Below are 17,320 nucleotides of genomic sequence, written 5' to 3'. Positions count from 1 at the left end.
GGCAATGCAGGTACCGAAACCGCTCCGCAATTCCTCGCTCGTCGCCGGCGGCCTGATCTCGCTTTCGATCGTGCTCGCGGCAATCTTCGCGCCCTTCCTCGCCACCCATGAGGTGACGCAGATGGACATGATGCACCGCTTCGCCTGGCCGTCCTCCGGCCATATCCTCGGCACAGACAACTTCGGCCGCGATCTCTGGTCGCGTCTCGTCTATGGCGCGCGGGTGTCGATGACGATCGCGCTAATCTCAGTCACCGTCGCCGCCGTCGTCGGCACCATCGTCGGCCTCGTGTCGGGTTATTTCGGCGGCTGGGTCGACAATGTGCTGATGCGCATCACCGATGTGTTTCTCGGCTTCCCGCCGCTGATCCTGGCACTCGCCATCGTTGCCGTCATGGGCCCCGGCATCCTCAATATCGCCTTTGCGATCATCGTGGTGAACTGGACCGAATATGCCCGCGTCGTGCGCGCCGCGACGCTGGTGCTGCGCGAACAGAACTATGTGCAGGCGGCAAAGGCCGTCGGCGCCAGTCCCGCCCGGATCATCTTCCGCGAATTGCTGCCCAATACGTGGGGGCCGATCATCGTGCTCGCCTCGCTTGGCGTCGGCACGGCCATCATCTCGGAATCGGCGCTGAGCTTCCTCGGCTTCGGCCTGCCGCCGCCGACGCCGACATGGGGCTGGACGCTTGCCTATGGCACCCGTTTCATCCGCGACGAACCGTGGCTTTCGATCATCGCCGGCGCGACGATCATGATCTCGGTGCTTGGCTTCAACCTGCTCGGCGACGGGCTGAGAGACATCCTCGATCCGCGCCAGCTTTCCCGCGGCGGCGGCAAGACGAAATAAAGACTAGGAAAAGGACTGCAACAGCATGGTCAAATCCATCACCCCGATCCGCAAGGTGTTTTCCACCCACGCCAATGGCAACGAAGCCTCGATCCTGATGCACGAGCTTCTCGGCGAGGAGGATGGCCCGACCATCGGCATCTCCGCCGCCATCCACGGCAACGAGAATACCGGCTCGCAGGCGATCCTCGAACTCTACCGGATCCTTAAGGACGTGAAGCTCAAGGGCCGCATCGTGCTGGTGCCGGTCGTCAATCCTTATGCCATGGCGGTCAACCATCGCTATGCGCCGAACGACGAAAACGACCTCAACCGCCAGTTCCCCGGTACGCCGACGGGCACCTACAGCCAGCAGCTCGCCTACTGCTTCGCCAACGAGTTCCTGCGCAAGATCGATGTCCACATCGACCTGCATTCGGGCACGGACCGCCCCACCGTCGATTACGTCTACATCTGGAACAATGACGACCTTTCGCGCGCCTTCGGCTCGAAGGTGCTCTATCGCCCGACACACGGCAAGAGCGGCACTGTCTTCGGCGGCACAACGACGACCGTTACCGTGCAGGAGCGCAACATTCCGGTCGCCGTCATCGAGCTTGGCGGCGGCATCGTCGATCAGCGTCCCTACATCAAGCGCACCGTCGACGGCCTCATCAACATGCTGAAGACGCTCGGCGCCATCGAGGGCGAGCCGGTTGCCCCACCAAAGCAGACGGTCGTCACCGAACTCACGGGCATTCGCCCGACGCATGGCGGCTGGCTGGAGCCGCTTTGCCCGGCCAATGGCGAATTCATCAAGGGCGGCGACCTGCTTGGCCGCGTCGTCAGCCCGTTCACCTTCGAGGTGCTGGAAGAGATCAAGAGCCCCTACGAGAACGGCATCATGATCATGCAGCATCTGACCCGCAACCTGGTCGAGGCCGGCGATTACGGCTTCATGGTCGGCAATCTCGAAGGTGCCACAGACTGACAAGGTGTAGCGGTCCCCGGATCAATTCCCAACGTCCGGAAATCGCCACTGCCGGTCGCCCGTTTCCCCCGACGGGCGACCGGCAAAATGAACCAACGGAGACGAAACACATGGAAGCCGTGACAGCGCCGGCCATCAGCGTCAAAGACCTCAACATCGAGATCCGCTCGGATCGCGGCAGCTTTCCCGTTGTCTCCGAAATGAACCTCACGGTCGCTCCCGGCGAGACGCTCTGCATCGTCGGCGAGAGCGGCTGCGGCAAGTCGATGACGGCTCTGTCGCTGATGCAGCTTCTGCCGGAGGCGGCAAGGGTTTCCTCCGGCACGATCGAGATCGACGGAACCGATTTCCTGAAGCTGTCGCGCCGCACCGTGGAAGACTGGCGCGGCGAGAAGATCGCGATGATCTTCCAGGAACCGCTGACCGCGCTGAACCCGGTGCTCACCGTCGGCGAGCAGATCATCGAGGCGGTGCGCCAGCATCGCGGCGTCGGCAAGCGTGCAGCCTTCCGGCGCGCCGTCGAGGTGCTGAAACTGGTGCAGATGCCGGACCCGGAACGCCGGGCGAAACAGTATCCCCACGAGCTTTCCGGCGGTATGCGCCAGCGTGCGATGATCGCACTCGCGGTCGCCTGCGACCCGAAAATCATCATCGCCGACGAGCCGACCACGGCGCTCGACGTTACCATTCAGGCGCAGATCCTCGGGCTGATTTCAGAATTGCAGAAACGACTGGGCACGGCGCAAATCCTCATCACCCATGATCTCGGCGTGGTTGCCGAGGTCGCCGACAAGGTGATCGTCATGTATGCCGGGCGCAAGGTCGAGGAGGCGAGCGTCTACGACCTCTTCGACCGGCCGCTTCACCCCTATACGCGCGGATTGCTGGGTGCGATGCCGCGGGCGGTGGAACACGCCGACGGTCGGCTGACCGACATTCCGGGCACCGTGCCGCCGCTCTTCGACCTGCCGCAGGGCTGTGCCTTCGCACCGCGCTGCCCGAACGCCTCCGCGCGCTGTCTCAACGAGCGTCCGCCATTCGAGGAAAAGGCCCCCGGCCACTGGGCCGCCTGCTGGGAGCATGACGATGCCGACTGAAGTCCCGCTGCTGGAGGTCCAGGACCTCGAAGTGCATTTCCCGATCCGCGCCGGTGTGTTCAAGCGCCAGGTCGGCGCCGTGAAGGCGGTCGACGGCGTTTCCTTCACCCTGTCACGCGGCGAAACCCTCAGCCTCGTCGGCGAGAGCGGCTGTGGCAAGTCGACCACCGGCCTTGCGCTGATGGGTCTCGTGCAGCCGACCGGCGGGCGCGTTCGCTTCGAAGGTCGCGAGATCGAAGGTTTTAGCAGGGGTGCTGTCAAACAGTATCGCCGGCGCATGCAGATCGTCTTCCAGGATCCCTTCTCCTCGCTCAATCCGCGCCACAAGGTGAAGGACATCATCCGTGCGCCGCTCGATGTCCACAAGGTCGGGACACCGGCGGAGCGGGAGGCACGGGTTGCCGAGCTGATGCAGCGCGTCGGCCTTCGCCCCGACCAGGCCGACAACTACCCGCACCAGTTTTCCGGCGGGCAGCGCCAGCGGATCGGCATTGCCCGCGCTCTGGCGCTGAACCCGGACGTGATTGTCTGCGACGAGCCGGTCTCGGCGCTTGACGTCTCGGTGCAGGCGCAGATCCTCAATCTCCTGATGGACCTGCAGCGCGATCTCGGCGTGTCCTACCTTTCCGTGTCGCACGACCTCGGTGTCGTCGAACACATTTCGAGCCGGGTGGCGGTGATGTATCTCGGGCGGATTGTCGAGATCGGCACCAAGGAGCAGCTGTTTTCCGGCGCGCTCCATCCCTATACCGAGCTCTTGATGCGCTCGGCGCCATCGCTCGATCCGCGCAAGCGCCACACATTCTCGACCTCGAGCGACGACATTCCGAGCGCCACGAACCGGCCGACAGGCTGCGCCTTTCACAAGCGCTGTCCGCTGGCGACCGAGCTCTGCCGCACGAGCGACCCGGCACTCACCCGACGAGGCGACGCCGATCACCGCGTCGCCTGCCACCATCGTTGAGGACGTCACATGACCCAACCCACACTCTTCACCGGCGGCCGCGTGCTCGATCCGCATTCCGGAACGCTTCTCGACGGGCTTTCGGTGCTGGTTGCCGACGGCCGGATCAGGGCGGTCGGTGCCGATATCGCGGCGCCGGAAGGCACGGTCGAAATTCCGCTCTCCGGCCGCACGCTGATGCCGGGCCTGATCGATTGCCACGTTCATGTCGGTGCCTGGTCGCTCGATCTCTGGGGCAACATGACGGCCCCCGCCTCGCTTGCTGCCCTCAGGGCCGCGAAGGTCATGGAAGAGGCGCTCGGACGCGGTTTCACCACGCTGCGCGACCTTGGCGGCGCCGATGCCGGCCTCGCCCGCGCGGTGGAGGACGGGCTGATCGACGGGCCGCGGCTGATCGTCTGCGGCAAGGGCCTGACCGTCACCGGCGGCCATGCCGACCTCAGGAAGAGTGCCGACAACCGGCCCGGACTTCTGTCCGAACGGGTCGGCTCGATGGGGCTCATCGTCGATGGCGTCGACAATGTCCGCGAGGCCTGCCGGACGATGATCAAGGAGGGCGCCAAGTTCATCAAGGTGATGGCGAATGGTGGCGTCTCTTCGCCGAACGACCCGATCCATTCGATCCAGTATTCCCGCGACGAGATCGCTGCCATGGTCGAGGAGGCGGAAAACGCCGGCCTTTACGTCTCGGCCCATCTCTACACCGACAGGGCGATCGCGCGCTGTGTCGAGCTCGGCGTCCACTCGCTCGAGCACTGCAATCTGATTGCACCGGAAACAGCGAGGAAGGCTGCGGAAAAGGGCTGCATCGCCGTGCCTACGCTTGTCGCCTATGAGGCGCTGGCGCTTGAAGGCGAGGCGCTCGGTCTTGGCGCCGCCGAATTCGCCAAGATCGAGACGGTGCGGCAGGGCGGCCTCGCCTCGCTCGAAATCATGCGCGATGCCGGTCTCAAGATGGCCTTCGGTTCGGACCTTCTCGGCGAGTTGCGCAAATATCATTGCATGGAATTTGAGATTCTGGCCCGTGTACTGACGCCCGCCGAAATCATCCGCTCGGCCACCGTCATCGGCGCCGAGCTTTGCCAGATGGCAGGCGAGATCGGCGTGATCGCCGAAGGCGCCGCCGCCGACCTGCTGGTGATCGACGGCGATCCGCTTTCGGATATTTCGCTGCTCGCCGGCGACGGCGAGCATATGCCGGTGATCATGATGGGCGGCAGGATGGCAAAGGACACGCTGACGCCGACGTAACGGATGCGGCGGGCCTTGCCGGGCCAGCCCGAGAGGCAGAGCAGGGTCACTGCTCGTCGAGCGAATAGATCCGTTCCATCTCGATCCAGGTTGAGCCTTCAGGGGCGAAGGGAAGGCGTTTCTGGTAGGTGGTTTTCATCATGTCGTCCCAGGCGGTGACGTCCGGGTTTTCGGCATCGCGCTCGGCCTTGGCCGTGGCATCGAAATCGTCGCCCTGTTCCATGATCATGAACATGCGGTTGCCGACGAGGTAGATTTCCAGGACGCGGATGTCGTCCGCGCGGATGGCTTCGGTGACCGCCTTTGGCGGGCCGCCGGGCTTGTGGAATTCCCTGTAGCGTTCGATGAGCGCCGGATCGTCGTGGAGATCGACAGCGAAGCATTTGCGGACAGTACTCATTCTTGCCTCCCGAAAAGATAACGCCCCGCCGGCAAGCCGGCGAGGCGGGTGCATCTGCTAGCGGACCGTGCGGATCGGCAGGACGCAGAAGGAACCGAGGCCGACGAAGATGACGGCGGCGATGAACAGCACCTGATAGTTGCCGTTGAAGATGCCGAGCAGGATGGCGGCCATCGGTGGGCTGATGATCTGCGGAATGTTGACGGCCGTGGTCAGGACGCCAAGGTCCTTGCCGTTGTCGCCGCGTTCGGTCTTCGGCAGGACCTGGGTCATCAAGGCGAGGTCGATGGACATGAAGGCGCCGTAGCCGATGCCGATCAGCGCTGCATAGATATACATGCCCTGAATGTTCGGCATGATCAGCGGCACGATCATCGCGGCCGTCATGAACAGGCTGGCGATGAACACGAACGGTTTGCGACGCTGCATCCAATCCGACAGATACCCGCCGCCGAGCGAGGCGATGACGACGAAGACGAAGGTGACCGAGGCCAGGTTGCCGATCATGATGTTGGCGTCGTCGTTCGACAGCTTGATGTAGTCCATCAGGATGTAGAGCAGATAGGTGGCGATGCCCTGATAGCCCATGTAGATGACGAAACGTCCGGCAAAGGCCCAGGCGAAGTCGTGGCTCTTCAGCGGCTCCCAGAAGCCGTGCAGGAATTCCCCGAGACGGAATTTTTCCCGCGGCACGTCGTCAAGCGAAGGCTTTTCACGGTTGACCAGCACGAAGGCGACGCAGGTGACGGCGATTGCAAGCGCGAAGACGCCGTAGGCCAGCACCATCTGGTTTGCGAGGCGCCCTGCTATGAACGGCCCGGCCGCGACACCGGCGGTCATGCCGGCTCCGACGAAACCGCCGGCAATGCCGCGGTTCTTGACCGAGAAGCGGTCGGCGACGACGGTCGTCAGCGCCGGCTGCATCGAGTTCAGCGCGATCGAGGCCATCACCCAGATGACGGTGATCGAGACGAATGTCGTCATGAAGGACACGCCGAAAAGGCAGGCTGCGCCGACAAGCGCGCCGGCGGCGATCCACGGCGTGCGCCGTCCCCACCGCGAGCGGGTGCGGTCGGAGAAGGCCCCGGCGATCGGTGTCGTCAGGGTCGAGAAGACGGAGGTGATGGCAAACAGGATCGCGAGATTGGCGGCCTTGTTGGCCGGATCGAGCGCCGCGATCTGGTTGGGCAGGAGAACGCCCAGCACACCGCAATAAAGTGCCAGCAACACGAAGTTGTTGAGCATCAGCGAGAACAGGAGCCGCCGCCGGGCATTGCCGGTGACATGGGCGCCGTCTGCGGGTTCCTCCCGGACGTCCTGCGCCGGGATATCGGTGGTGACTTCGACAGTCATGCTATGCTCCTCCCATGGTGATAGCAAAACTTAAACTATGTAATACGTAATATGTATTATCTTTTCTCCTTCGTTAGGCAAGCGCTTTTTCCGCACGCGACGAAAAATCGCCGGCACAGATGCCTGTGCCGGGGTGTGTGGACCTAGTTTTCAGAGAAAACCCACAGCTGCGCCATGCGCAGGGCCGTCGTGCGACACCATGACACTGTCCGGGACACTGTCTGGCGATCCCGAGCGGTCGCGGCATTGATACGGCTGTATTCGGTTGATGCTGTGGTTCCCGCAGGCGGGCCGTCGGAAAGTTAGGCTGGCCTTTATCAACCGACAGAACGGCGGCGGTGCTTCCACGAGCCTTCGATATGGTCGTGCATCGCCCTGGCCGCGGCTTCCGGATCATGCAGGGAAATGGCGTCGACGATCGCTACATGGGCCTGGTGCGTCGCAGCAATATCGGTCACCGTCGGGTGTCCGTGATAGTCGCGCGTTGCCAGTGCCTGTCCCTGGATGCCGTTGATGATGGCGCGGCCGAGCTGGTTGCCCGAGACTTTCATGATGAAGTCGTGGAACTCCAGGTCGGCGGCACCGTAGGCGACAGGATCCGAGGAGATGGTCTTCAGCCGCTCGAGCAGGCTTTGAAGCTCAGATACTTCCTCCGGCGTGATCCGTTCGGCAGCGCGCGATGACATCGCGCATTCGAGAAGCAGCCGGATCTCGATCAGGCTGTCGAGATAGGCAAGGCCGTCGTCGCGGCGAAACAGGGCGGAGAGCACGGTGGCGTCGAGCAGGTTCCACTTCGATTGCTCCTGCACGATGGTGCCGCGCCCCTGCTGGGAGACGATCAGGCCCTTTTCGGCGAGCGTGGTGGAGACCTCGCGGATGACGGTTCGGGAAACCTTGTACATGTCGCAGAGCGCGGTCTCGGTCGGAAGCGCCTTGCCTTCCGGATAGGCGCCGGTGACGATTGCGGTGGTCAGGTGTTCAATGACGGCGTCGGCAAGGCGACCGCGTTTGGCAAAGGCTGCTGCGTCGGGCATTCCGGGAGCCGCCACGTTTCCTGTCTCTTCGCTCACCCGGATCCTCCTTCAGTCAAACGCATGCGCCGCGGACTGCGCATCATGGTCGAGCGCGGCAACCGTCATTGCCTCAGCCTCAGCAACATGCGCCGCTGGTTTGAAGTGCAAACGTTCTGCCATCTTTTCGCTTTCGATACAATCTGTTCGCCGAAGACCTGGCTTATGTGGCGGCTTCGCCGTCGCTCAATTCGGCGGTGGATCGGTTACTCAGCCGGAAAAATCGAATGAGGGCGAGAAAGAGCTGGCAAGATCCTCAAATTTGTATTACGTATTACATATTATAACCAGTGCATGACGGGCCTCGGCTCGTTCGACATGAGGACTATGATGAAGATCACCGGTTACCGGAGCCTGACGACGGTTTGCGACTGGGGCCGCCCTGTCGGCGATATCAATGGCATCATCGAAAACGGTGTGACGGATGTTCCCGTCCTGATCATCGAGACGGATGAGGGCGTCTCCGGCATTGGCCTTGGCGGACACAGCGATATCGAGCGGGTGTTTCCGGCGCTGGAAGGCGAGGACCCGCGGGCGGTGACCGCGCTCTATGACCGCATGCAGGGCTATGTTTTCAAGACCGGTCATTGCGGTTCGGTCTTCGGCGCCATCGGCGTCGCCGACATGGCGCTCTGGGATCTCAAGGCAAAGCTCGCAGGCGAACCGTTGTGGCGGCTTCTCGGCGCGCGCGACCGGTTCGTGCCCGGCTATGCCTCGGGCCTCGACTATGCGCTCGATGATCAGGCGCTGGTCGCCTATTACGGCCAGTGGGCCGAGCGCGGCTTCTCGTCGGCCAAGATCAAGGGCGGAAGCGACCCATCGAGCGACATCATCCGTCTGAAGGCCGTCCGTGATGTGCTTTCCGTCAATGCGCCCCGGCCCTCAATGATGCTTGATGTCAACGAGAGCTGGTCGCGCAAGGAGGCGGTCCGCTACATGCGCGCGATCGAGGATCAGATCGACCTCACCTGGATCGAGGAGCCGATGCGTCGCTGGGATGCCGATGGCCATGCGGTCCTGACCGGCGCCTGTCGCGCCGCGATCGCCACGGGTGAGAACCTGACGGGTCTCGAGCAGTATCGCCCGTTCTTCGACAAGAACGCCGTCGATATCGTCCAGGCCGGTAGCTGCTGGGGGATCACGCATTTCCTGCGGGTGGCCAACTGGGCGCATGCGCATGACCTGCCGGTGAGCCCGGTCGGCTACAATGCCAACCCGGTGGCTCACGCGGCGGCCGCCGTTCCCAATCATATTGCCTGCGAAATCCAGAACATCGCGCCGCCCTTCGGCATTTCCGTCGATCAGCAGATCGCCGATGGCGGCATCATTCTGGGCGACAAGCCGGGCTTCGGCTTCGAGGTGGACGAGGTCGCGATCTCGCGGCGCCAGCTGAATGGCGTGTGGGCCGACAAGGCAGGGCCGCATGTCCGCACCGCGAGAGCGGGGCTCGGCACGGGGGCAAAGACGAAAGTTTGAACCACAGGCGGGGCGGCGTCGCCGGCCTGCTCGAACATCAGTATCGCAGCGCAGGAGCAGGGCGGAGGCCGTCACCCGGAGCTGCCAGAACGGGAGGAATACCATGTCGTTTCATGGGAGGAACTTTAGCCTGAAATATCATCCGCTTGGACGGACCGGCATCGATGTGCCGGAGATCGCCTTCGGTGCGGCCTCGCTCGGCAGCATCTATTTCGATGTCTCGCAGGACGAAGCCAACAAGGCGGTTGCCGTGGCGCTTGAAAACGGCATCAACTATTTCGACGTCGCGCCCTATTACGGCATGACGACGGCGGAAACGGCGCTCGGGGCGGCGCTGAAGGCAATGGACCGCAACACCTTTCACATCGCCACCAAGATCGGCCGTTATGGCGATGCGGAGTGGGACTTTTCCGCCGATGCCACCCGCCGCTCGATCGAGGCCAGCCTGAAGCGGCTCGGGACCGACTACATCGATGTGATCCAGTGCCACGACATCGAATATGGCGACCGCCAGCAGCTCGTTCACGAAGCGCTGCCGACGCTGCGCAAGCTCAAGGAAGAAGGCGTTGTCCGCAATATCGGCATCACCGGCTATCTGCTGGATGTGCTGGAAAGCGTGGCGAAGGAACAGCAGGTCGATACCGTCATGGCCTATTGCACCTACACGCTGCAGGATCGTCGCCTCGGCCCGGTTGCCAAGCGGCTGTCCGAGGCGGGGATCGGCGTGCTGAATGCCTCGCCGCTCGGTATGGGGCTGCTGACGCAGCGTGGCGCGCCGGACTGGCATCCCGGCAATGAGAAGGTGATCGAGCTCGCCAACGCCGCCGCCCGCCTCTGCAAGGCACGGGGTAGCGATATCTCCGAGCTGGCCATCAAGTTCGCGCTCTCCACGGCCCGGGAATTCGATATTGCCACCACGGTCATCGGCACGGCGCGTGCAGAGAACGTCATGCGCAATATCAGCTGGGCGGGCGAGGTCATCGATCCGGATCTTCTGGAGGATGTCGAGGCCGTGCTGGAGCCGGTCATCGGCGCGGGCTGGGATGTTCTGCCGGGAAGCGGCGGCAAGGCCGGCAAGTGATCGGGTGCCGTCATGCTGGATATCATCGATTCCCATGTTCACCTCTGGTCGCCGGCAACGATCGTGCCGCCATGGGTGGCCGAAGTGCCGGTGTTGAACCGAAGTTTCGGCCTCGCCGAATGGCGTGAGGATGCGGGAGCAGGCGACGCCTTCCGGCTTGCCGGCGCCGTCTATGTCGAAATCGACGCCGCACCACAGGATCGGGCAGAGGAAAACCGGGCGGTGTTCTCCATGGTGGCCGATGAGGCGAGCCCGGTCCGGGCTGCTGTGATCGCTGCAAGTCTCTCCGAGGGCGATATCACGGCGCAGCTTGTGCCCTGGCTTTCGGAGCCTGGCCTTGCGGGCATACGGCAGGTCCTGCACATGCCGTCGTCGCCGGCCGGCCTCTGCCTGGAGCCTGCGTTCATCGCCAATCTCCAGGCCCTTGGCAGGCATCGACTTGCCTTCGATGCCTGCATGCGGCCGGGAGAGCTTGGAGATCTGGCGCGCGCTGCCGAGGCCGCGCCGGAGACGGTGATCGTGCTCGATCACGCCGGCAATCCGGGCGAGGGCTTCCTGCGCGATGGCCTCGCCGGGCTTGACGAATGGTGGGCCGGCATCGAGCGCCTTGCCGCCTGCCGCAACGTTTTCTGCAAAATTTCCGGCATGACGCTGCCGGAAAACGCATCACCTGAGATAACGCAAGGCGCGATCGATGCGCTTCTGGATAGATTTGGTGACGACCGGGTGATGTTCGCCTCGAATTTCCCGGTCAACCGGCTGGGGACGGCATCACGCCCCTGGATCGATTTTCTGATCTCGGCCACCGCCCGGCGAGGCACGGCGTGGCAGGCAAGGTTTTTCGGCGAAAACGCCGCCAGGGCCTATCGGCTCGACGACTGACGCCACAGGGAAGGAAATGTCATGAACCGCATGATTTTGAACGAGACCGCCTATTTCGGGGCGGGGGCGCGATTCGAGCTGGTCGGTGAGGTCGAACGCCGCGGCTTCAAGAAAGCGCTCATCGTCACCGATGGTCCGCTGGTTGCTGCCGGTGTCGTCGGCAAGGTGACCGCGATGCTGGATGAGGCGGGGCTTGCCTACGCTCTTTTCGACAAGGTGATGCCCAACCCCACCATCGGTGCGGTCAAGGCCGGCATCGAGGCGTTCAAGGCGGCAGGGGCTGACTATCTGATCGCCGTCGGCGGCGGCTCGCCGCAGGATACCTGCAAGGCGATCGGCATCGTCATTGCCAACCCCGAATATGCCGACATCCGTTCGCTCGAAGGGGTGGCTCCGACAAAGAATCCGACCGTGCCGATCATCGCCCTCGCCACAACCGCCGGCACGGCGGCCGAAGTCACGATCAACTATGTGATCACCGATGAGGAAAAGCGGAGGAAATTCGTCTGCGTCGATCCCCACGACATTCCCAAGGTCGCGATCATCGACAGTGACCTGATGAAGTCCATGCCGAAATCGCTGAAGGCCGCAACCGGCATCGACGCGCTCACCCATGCCATCGAGGGTTATATCACCAAGGCTGCCTGGGAACTGACGGATGCGCTGCATCTGAAGGCGATCGAGATCATCGCCCGCTCGCTGAGGGCCTCCTGCGCCGGCGATGACAAGGGCGTGGAAGAGATGGCGCTCGGCCAGTATGTGGCGGGCATGGGCTTTTCCAACGTCGGTCTCGGCCTCGTGCATGGCATGGCCCATCCGCTCGGCGCCTTCTACGACACGCCGCACGGCGTTGCCAACGCGATCCTGCTGCCAACGATCATGGCTTACAACGCCGATTACACCGGTGAGAAGTTCCGCGACATCGCCATTGCCATGAAGGTCGAGGGCGCTGGCGAAATGAGCCTCGAAGAGGTTCGCAAGGCGGCCGTCAATGCGGTTCGCCAGCTCTCCATCGATGTCGACATCCCGACCAAGCTCTCCGATGTCGGCGTGAAGGCGGAAGATGTCGATGCGCTCGCAGAAGCCGCCATGGCCGACGTCTGCACCGGCGGCAATCCGCGCGAAGCGAAGATCGAAGACGTCAAGGCGCTCTACCGCTCGCTGCTCTGAAACACCGAACCCAACCGACCGGTCCCGGCCAACCCTTCACATCAAGCCGCGACCGGTCCGATCCGAATGGATTTCCAATGCCCAGATTTCATGGTGTCATCCCGCCCGTTTCCACCCTCTTCACGCCGGACCTCGCATTTGACCGGGAAAGCCAGGCCAGCCTGATCGACCATATGATCGAAGGCGGCGTGCACGGGCTCTTCTTTCTCGGCAGCAACGGCGAATCCCAGCACATGCCGATCGAGATGCGGCTCGAAATTGCCGAGTTCTGCATCGCCCATGTGGCCGGTCGCGTGCCGGTCCTGATCGGTATCGGCCTGCCGAGCACGACGGAATCGATCAAGCTCGGCCAGCATGCCGCAGCACACGGTGCCGATGCCGTCGTCGCCATCAACCCGTTCTACGCCCGCCTCTCCGAGGCCAATCTCTACCGCTATTTCCGTGAGATTGCCGACAATGTCGACCTGCCGCTGATGATCTACAACTTCCCGGTCGTGACCGGCCAGGATCTGAGCCCCGAGCTTGTCCTGAAGCTCGCGCTCGACTGCAAGAACATCATCGGCCTCAAGGATACGGTCGATACGCTGAGCCACATCCGCCGCGCCATTCATGTCATCAAGGCACAACGCCCGGACTTCCTGGTGTTCGCCGGTTTTGACGAATACCTGCATGGCACGCTGATCATGGGTGGCGATGGTGTTGTGCCGGCCTCGGCCAATTTCGCGCCGCAGCTGACGGTCGAGCTCTATGAAGCCTATCGTCGTGGTGATCACGCTGCAGCGGTCGCCTGGCAGCAGAAGCTTGTGCACACCTCCTACATGACCGCGCTCGAGGCGCCGTTCTATTCCGTCGTCAAGGAAGGCATCAAAATGGTCGGCTTTGCCGATGCGACCGCCGTCCTGCCGCCCGCTGCGCCCGCATCACCGGAAAGCATCAGGACCCTGCACGACATGCTCGTTGCCGCCGGGGTTCTGGCCGAACCGGAGGCGGTGCAGAAGCTTTCGGCGTGACGCGATCGCGCGTCGCTGCAGTCCACTGGCATGCAGGTCCGGCTCTTGAGCCGGGCCTGTTTTCGTCTGTCGCGGTGAAACGTTTTCTATCTGTAAAATAATAGTTTTTTGAAATCGTGAGCAATTCGGAAGAATGAGAGCTTTGTCCATGTTTTTGAGAAAGCACGCCATCCAGCCGCATCAGGAAGGCCGCTAAAATCCGGTCATCGTCACCCTGAGGAGTTAAGAACGATGATCGATTTCAGTAACCGGGAGCAGGTCGCAAAGGCGATCCAGTACACCAACGTCAATCCCGACCTGACCAGGGAAGGGTTGCTCGCGCATGTGAAGGTCTGTGCCGAATATGGCTTCGATGCCGCCATGATTGCGCCGTGCTGGGTGAAGCTCTCCAAGGAGGCGCTGGCCGGCACGGGCGTGAAAGTGGCTTCGACCGTCAATTTCCCGATGGCCAACGATACGTTGGAAATGAAGCTCGCCGTCGTGCGCCTGCTGGCCAAGGAAGGCTGCGACCAGTTCGATTTCCCGCCGAACCCCGGCCTGATCCTCGGTGGCGACGAAGCCGCCTATGCAGAGGAATTGAACGAGGTGACCCGCGTTGCCCATGAAGAGGGCATGCAGATCAAGGCCATGCTGGAATTCGGCTATATCACGGACAATGCGATGAAGGCCCGTGTCGCACAGCTTGCCTATGAAGCCGGTATCGACTGGGTGAAACAGTCGAGCGGCTGGGGCAAGGGCGGATGCGCCGCCACGGAGGAGGATGTGAAGATCCTGGCGGCCAACATCAAGGCGCCCTGCCGCGTCAAGGTGTCCGGCAAGGTCAACACGCGCGAGAAGATGCAGTCGCTGTTTGAGGCCGGTGCCGAGCTGGTGGGCACGAGTTCCGGCCCGGCGATCGTTGATGGCATCGCAGGCGATCCGAACGACTACTGACGCGCCTGCGTGAGATGGGGCAGGGGGCAAGGCGTCTGGCCCCCGCCCTGATGAGAATGAAAGGACGAAGGGAGGAAAGTTCATGTCGGTTCTTGTATTGGGAAGTTATGCAAAGGCGCTCGTGATGACCGCCGACAGAATACCGCTGGCGGGAGAAACCCTGCTTGGCCGCGATTTCCGCCAGACATTCGGCGGCAAAGGCTCGGATATGGCGGTGCAGGCCGCAAGGCTCGGCTGCCCGGTGGAATTTGCCGGGGTGATCGGCGATGACGTCTTCGGCCATGAATTCGTGGCGCTGATGAAGGAGGAGGGCATCGGAACGGCGGGTCTCCGGGTCACGGAAGAAAAGCCGACGGGCGCCGGTCTCATCATCAAGGACAATGCCGCGCGCAATGTCATCGTCGTCGACATGGGCGCCAACGAATTGTTCTCGCCCGCCGATGTCGATCACGCGCTTGAAGCGACAAAGCCGGCCGATATCGCCCTTGCCCAGCTCGAAATTCCGCTTGAAACCGCCCTTTACGGCCTGAAGGCGGCGGCGTCCGGAGGTGCGCGGACCATCCTGAACCCGGCGCCGGCGCAGAACCTTGTCGGCAAGGACCTGTCGATGGTCGACATTCTGACGCCGAACGAGACGGAAGCCCGCGTCGCGCTGGGCCTTGCGCCGGATGACCCGACGCCGAATGGGGAGATTGCGCGGCGGCTGATGGAAACCGGCTGCCGGGCCGTGGTGATGACGCTCGGCGAGGACGGCGTGTTCGGCGCGACGTCTGTGGGGACCTTCACCATCCCGGCCTTCAGGGTCGATCACGTCGACAGCAATGGCGCCGGCGACAGTTTCAATGCGGCCCTTGCCGTCGGGCTTTCGGAAGGCAAGCCGCTGAAGGAGGCGGCCCGCTTTGCCGCAGCCGTCGCCGCACTCTGCTGCACGCGCTGGGAAACCGTGCCGTCCTATCATACGCGCGACGAGGTCGAGGCTTTTCTGAAACAGGCCGCCTGAGCGGATTTCAGGCGGGCGCATTTGCCTCCGTCGCGGGGTTTCGAAACTTACCGACGGGCGGTAACTCTGTGATAAGTCTTCTCAAAGACAAACCGGAGACCGCCCGCGTCATGGCGCCCGCATCTGTGCCCCAGACCCGCATTCTACGCTCCTACTTCCCGGTTCATGAGGGATGGCTGGGGCTCTTCGCCTATCAGGTGCTGCGCGCCGGGCATATCCAGACCGGCCCCGATCACCGGATCGAGCGTCAGGATGTGCCGGGCCATGAGTTCCTGTTCTGCATCAGGGGCGAAGGCGTGGTGACCGTCAGGGGCAGGGCACATGCCGTGCGGGCGGGCGAGATGGCATGGCTGCCGGTCCGCGAACCCCACGCCCACCGGCCGGTGCGGGAAGATCCCTGGGAAATCCTGTGGCTGCGGGTCGACAGCGCCAATCTTTCGCGGCTGATGGCCGTGCTGACCGTGCATGATGATCCGGTGTTTCATTTCGCCCATCCTGAGGATGTCGAAACGCTGCTCATCGAACTGCTCGATCACCTCGACCGCTCGTCGCTCGCCATCCAGGCGGCCTGCGACCGGCATGTCTCCGCGCTTGTCGAGGCGCTGGTGGAGGCCCGCGAGAACCGCCTTCTGGAGCCGGAGGTCGCCACCCACAAGGGGCTCGGCGATCTGATGGCGCAGATCCACGCGCACTACAACGAGCACTGGGATATCGACAAGCTCGCCAATGCCTGCCGGGTGAGCAAGGCGCAGCTCTTCCGGCTGTTCCAGACCGCCTTCGGCAAGACGCCGCTTGCCTGGCTGCGCGACTATCGCATGGCGCAGGCCAAGCGCCTTCTGGTCGAAACCGATGATCCCGTCTCATCGATCGCGATCGCCGTCGGCTATCCCGATCCGCTCTATTTCTCCCGTGAGTTCAAGAAGCATGCGGGGCTGTCGCCACGCGCCTTCAGGGCGAGCGAGAGCTGGTAAAGCCCGGTCTCGCCTGCAGAAGCGGATGAGAATTTTGTCCATGTTTTTGAGAGATGCCGCCATCGGCAGCTCCAGGCCTCCCTGCTAGATTCGTCACCGTGGTCATGGCCGGAGATGGAGGTTCTTCGGTCACGGCCCGACACAAAAGATTTCGGGAGGAAACCATGTCTTTTGCCGCTTTCAGAAGCATTACCGAGCGAAGTCCGGTCGAGCCTTGCGCTGGCTCATCCACCCGGTTCGCCATTCTTTCCTTTCCCTGATTTTGCGGATTGGCCGCTGCCGGCCTGTCCTCGGCCGTGGCGTGTTTCCGTCCACCCGTTTCAAACCATAAGGAGGAGCAAATGATCCCCAACCGCATCCTGCATCCCGGTCTCGCTCAGGCCATGGCAACCGTTGGTCACGGCGACATCGTGCTGGTCACCGATGCCGGCTTTCCGATCCCGAAAGATGCAAACCGCATCGATCTCGGCTTTTATGCAGGTCTTCCGGACGTCATCGATATCCTGAAGATGCTGCGCAAGGAAATGTTCGTCGAGGCCATCGGGTTCGACACGGCCGTGCGCGACCGCCATCCCGATCTCTACAAGACGTTTCAGGACATCTACACCGGCGCCGGCGCCCCGTTCCTCGCCATACCGCACGAGGAGCTGGTCGAGGTCGTTGCGCCGAAGGCCAAGGTCATCATCCGCTCCGGCTCTTTCAATGCCTGGGCCAATGTGGCCCTCACCGCCGCCACCGATCCCTTCGCCTGGTTCAACGAGCCCGACATCGACATCCTGCCGGCCTATGTCGAGCGCCGTCGGATGATGCGCGAAAACGTCGTTCCCGAACTGAAGGACTGA

At 62.9% G+C, this 17,320-nt stretch carries 17 protein-coding genes; 14 read left to right on the top strand and 3 right to left on the bottom strand.

Going from position 1 to position 17,320, the window contains the following annotated elements; all coding sequences use genetic code 11:
- Positions 1 to 4 precede the first annotated feature (4 nt).
- The 5 genes from TM49_RS03380 to TM49_RS03360 all read left to right on the top strand — a co-directional run bounded on the left by TM49_RS03380 (position 5) and on the right by TM49_RS03360 (position 5,132).
- Positions 5 to 850, top strand: coding sequence for an ABC transporter permease (locus TM49_RS03380; protein ID WP_052700014.1), 846 nt, complete (start codon positions 5 to 7; stop codon positions 848 to 850).
- 25 nt (positions 851 to 875) lie between these two features.
- Positions 876 to 1,820: a succinylglutamate desuccinylase/aspartoacylase family protein gene (locus tag TM49_RS03375; protein WP_045679535.1), complete on the top strand. Its 945-nt coding sequence runs from the start codon at positions 876 to 878 to the stop codon at positions 1,818 to 1,820.
- Positions 1,821 to 1,930: 110 nt separating this feature from the next.
- Positions 1,931 to 2,917 (top strand): ABC transporter ATP-binding protein, encoded by a 987-nt coding sequence (locus TM49_RS03370; protein ID WP_045679534.1) that lies wholly within the window; start codon positions 1,931 to 1,933, stop codon positions 2,915 to 2,917.
- Positions 2,907 to 3,881, top strand: coding sequence for an ABC transporter ATP-binding protein (locus TM49_RS03365; RefSeq protein WP_045679533.1), 975 nt, complete (start codon positions 2,907 to 2,909; stop codon positions 3,879 to 3,881). The genes TM49_RS03370 and TM49_RS03365 overlap by 11 nt, the downstream gene beginning before the upstream one ends.
- A gap of 9 nt (positions 3,882 to 3,890) precedes the next feature.
- Positions 3,891 to 5,132 (top strand): metal-dependent hydrolase family protein, encoded by a 1,242-nt coding sequence (locus TM49_RS03360; protein WP_045679532.1) that lies wholly within the window; start codon positions 3,891 to 3,893, stop codon positions 5,130 to 5,132.
- Positions 5,133 to 5,178: 46 nt separating this feature from the next.
- Here the strand turns inward: TM49_RS03360 and TM49_RS03355 are convergent, their stop codons facing one another.
- The 3 genes from TM49_RS03355 to TM49_RS03345 form a co-directional block, all read right to left on the bottom strand.
- Positions 5,179 to 5,532, bottom strand: coding sequence for an L-rhamnose mutarotase (locus TM49_RS03355; RefSeq protein WP_045679531.1), 354 nt, complete (start codon positions 5,530 to 5,532; stop codon positions 5,179 to 5,181).
- 57 nt (positions 5,533 to 5,589) lie between these two features.
- Positions 5,590 to 6,885, bottom strand: a complete 1,296-nt coding sequence (locus TM49_RS03350) for an MFS transporter (RefSeq protein ID WP_052699697.1) — start codon at positions 6,883 to 6,885, stop codon at positions 5,590 to 5,592.
- Positions 6,886 to 7,202: 317 nt separating this feature from the next.
- A complete protein-coding gene (locus TM49_RS03345) occupies positions 7,203 to 7,955 on the bottom strand; it encodes a FadR/GntR family transcriptional regulator (RefSeq protein WP_201777023.1) in 753 nt (250 codons plus the stop codon).
- A 330-nt stretch (positions 7,956 to 8,285) separates the two neighbouring features.
- Between TM49_RS03345 and TM49_RS03335 the strand changes: the two genes are divergently transcribed.
- The 9 genes from TM49_RS03335 (at position 8,286) to TM49_RS03295 (ending at position 17,320) form a co-directional block, all read left to right on the top strand.
- Entirely contained in the window at positions 8,286 to 9,431 is a 1,146-nt protein-coding gene (locus TM49_RS03335) for a mandelate racemase/muconate lactonizing enzyme family protein (RefSeq protein ID WP_045684692.1), read from the top strand.
- Between the two features lie 103 nt (positions 9,432 to 9,534).
- Entirely contained in the window at positions 9,535 to 10,512 is a 978-nt protein-coding gene (locus TM49_RS03330) for an aldo/keto reductase (protein WP_082074603.1), read from the top strand.
- A 12-nt stretch (positions 10,513 to 10,524) separates the two neighbouring features.
- Entirely contained in the window at positions 10,525 to 11,394 is an 870-nt protein-coding gene (locus TM49_RS03325; protein WP_052699696.1) for an amidohydrolase family protein, read from the top strand.
- 21 nt (positions 11,395 to 11,415) lie between these two features.
- A complete protein-coding gene (gene fucO / locus TM49_RS03320; protein WP_045679528.1) occupies positions 11,416 to 12,564 on the top strand; it encodes a lactaldehyde reductase in 1,149 nt (382 codons plus the stop codon).
- A gap of 77 nt (positions 12,565 to 12,641) precedes the next feature.
- Positions 12,642 to 13,574 (top strand): dihydrodipicolinate synthase family protein, encoded by a 933-nt coding sequence (locus tag TM49_RS03315; RefSeq protein WP_045679527.1) that lies wholly within the window; start codon positions 12,642 to 12,644, stop codon positions 13,572 to 13,574.
- Between the two features lie 231 nt (positions 13,575 to 13,805).
- Positions 13,806 to 14,507 carry a deoxyribose-phosphate aldolase gene (deoC, locus tag TM49_RS03310; RefSeq protein WP_045679526.1) on the top strand — a complete coding sequence of 234 codons (702 nt, stop codon included), beginning with the start codon at positions 13,806 to 13,808 and terminating at the stop codon, positions 14,505 to 14,507.
- An 82-nt stretch (positions 14,508 to 14,589) separates the two neighbouring features.
- Positions 14,590 to 15,507, top strand: coding sequence for a ribokinase (locus tag TM49_RS03305; protein WP_045679525.1), 918 nt, complete (start codon positions 14,590 to 14,592; stop codon positions 15,505 to 15,507).
- Between the two features lie 110 nt (positions 15,508 to 15,617).
- A complete protein-coding gene (locus TM49_RS03300; protein WP_144409462.1) occupies positions 15,618 to 16,478 on the top strand; it encodes a helix-turn-helix transcriptional regulator in 861 nt (286 codons plus the stop codon).
- Between the two features lie 341 nt (positions 16,479 to 16,819).
- The gene (locus TM49_RS03295) at positions 16,820 to 17,320 is read left to right on the top strand and encodes an RbsD/FucU domain-containing protein (RefSeq protein WP_045679524.1); all 501 of its coding nucleotides are present in this window, start codon (positions 16,820 to 16,822) and stop codon (positions 17,318 to 17,320) included.

It is taken from the genome of Martelella endophytica (assembly GCF_000960975.1).
Classification (GTDB): domain Bacteria; phylum Pseudomonadota; class Alphaproteobacteria; order Rhizobiales; family Rhizobiaceae; genus Martelella; species Martelella endophytica.
The sequence above is the reverse complement of the archived record's forward strand: the minus strand, read 5'-3'. Positions and strand labels throughout refer to the sequence as shown.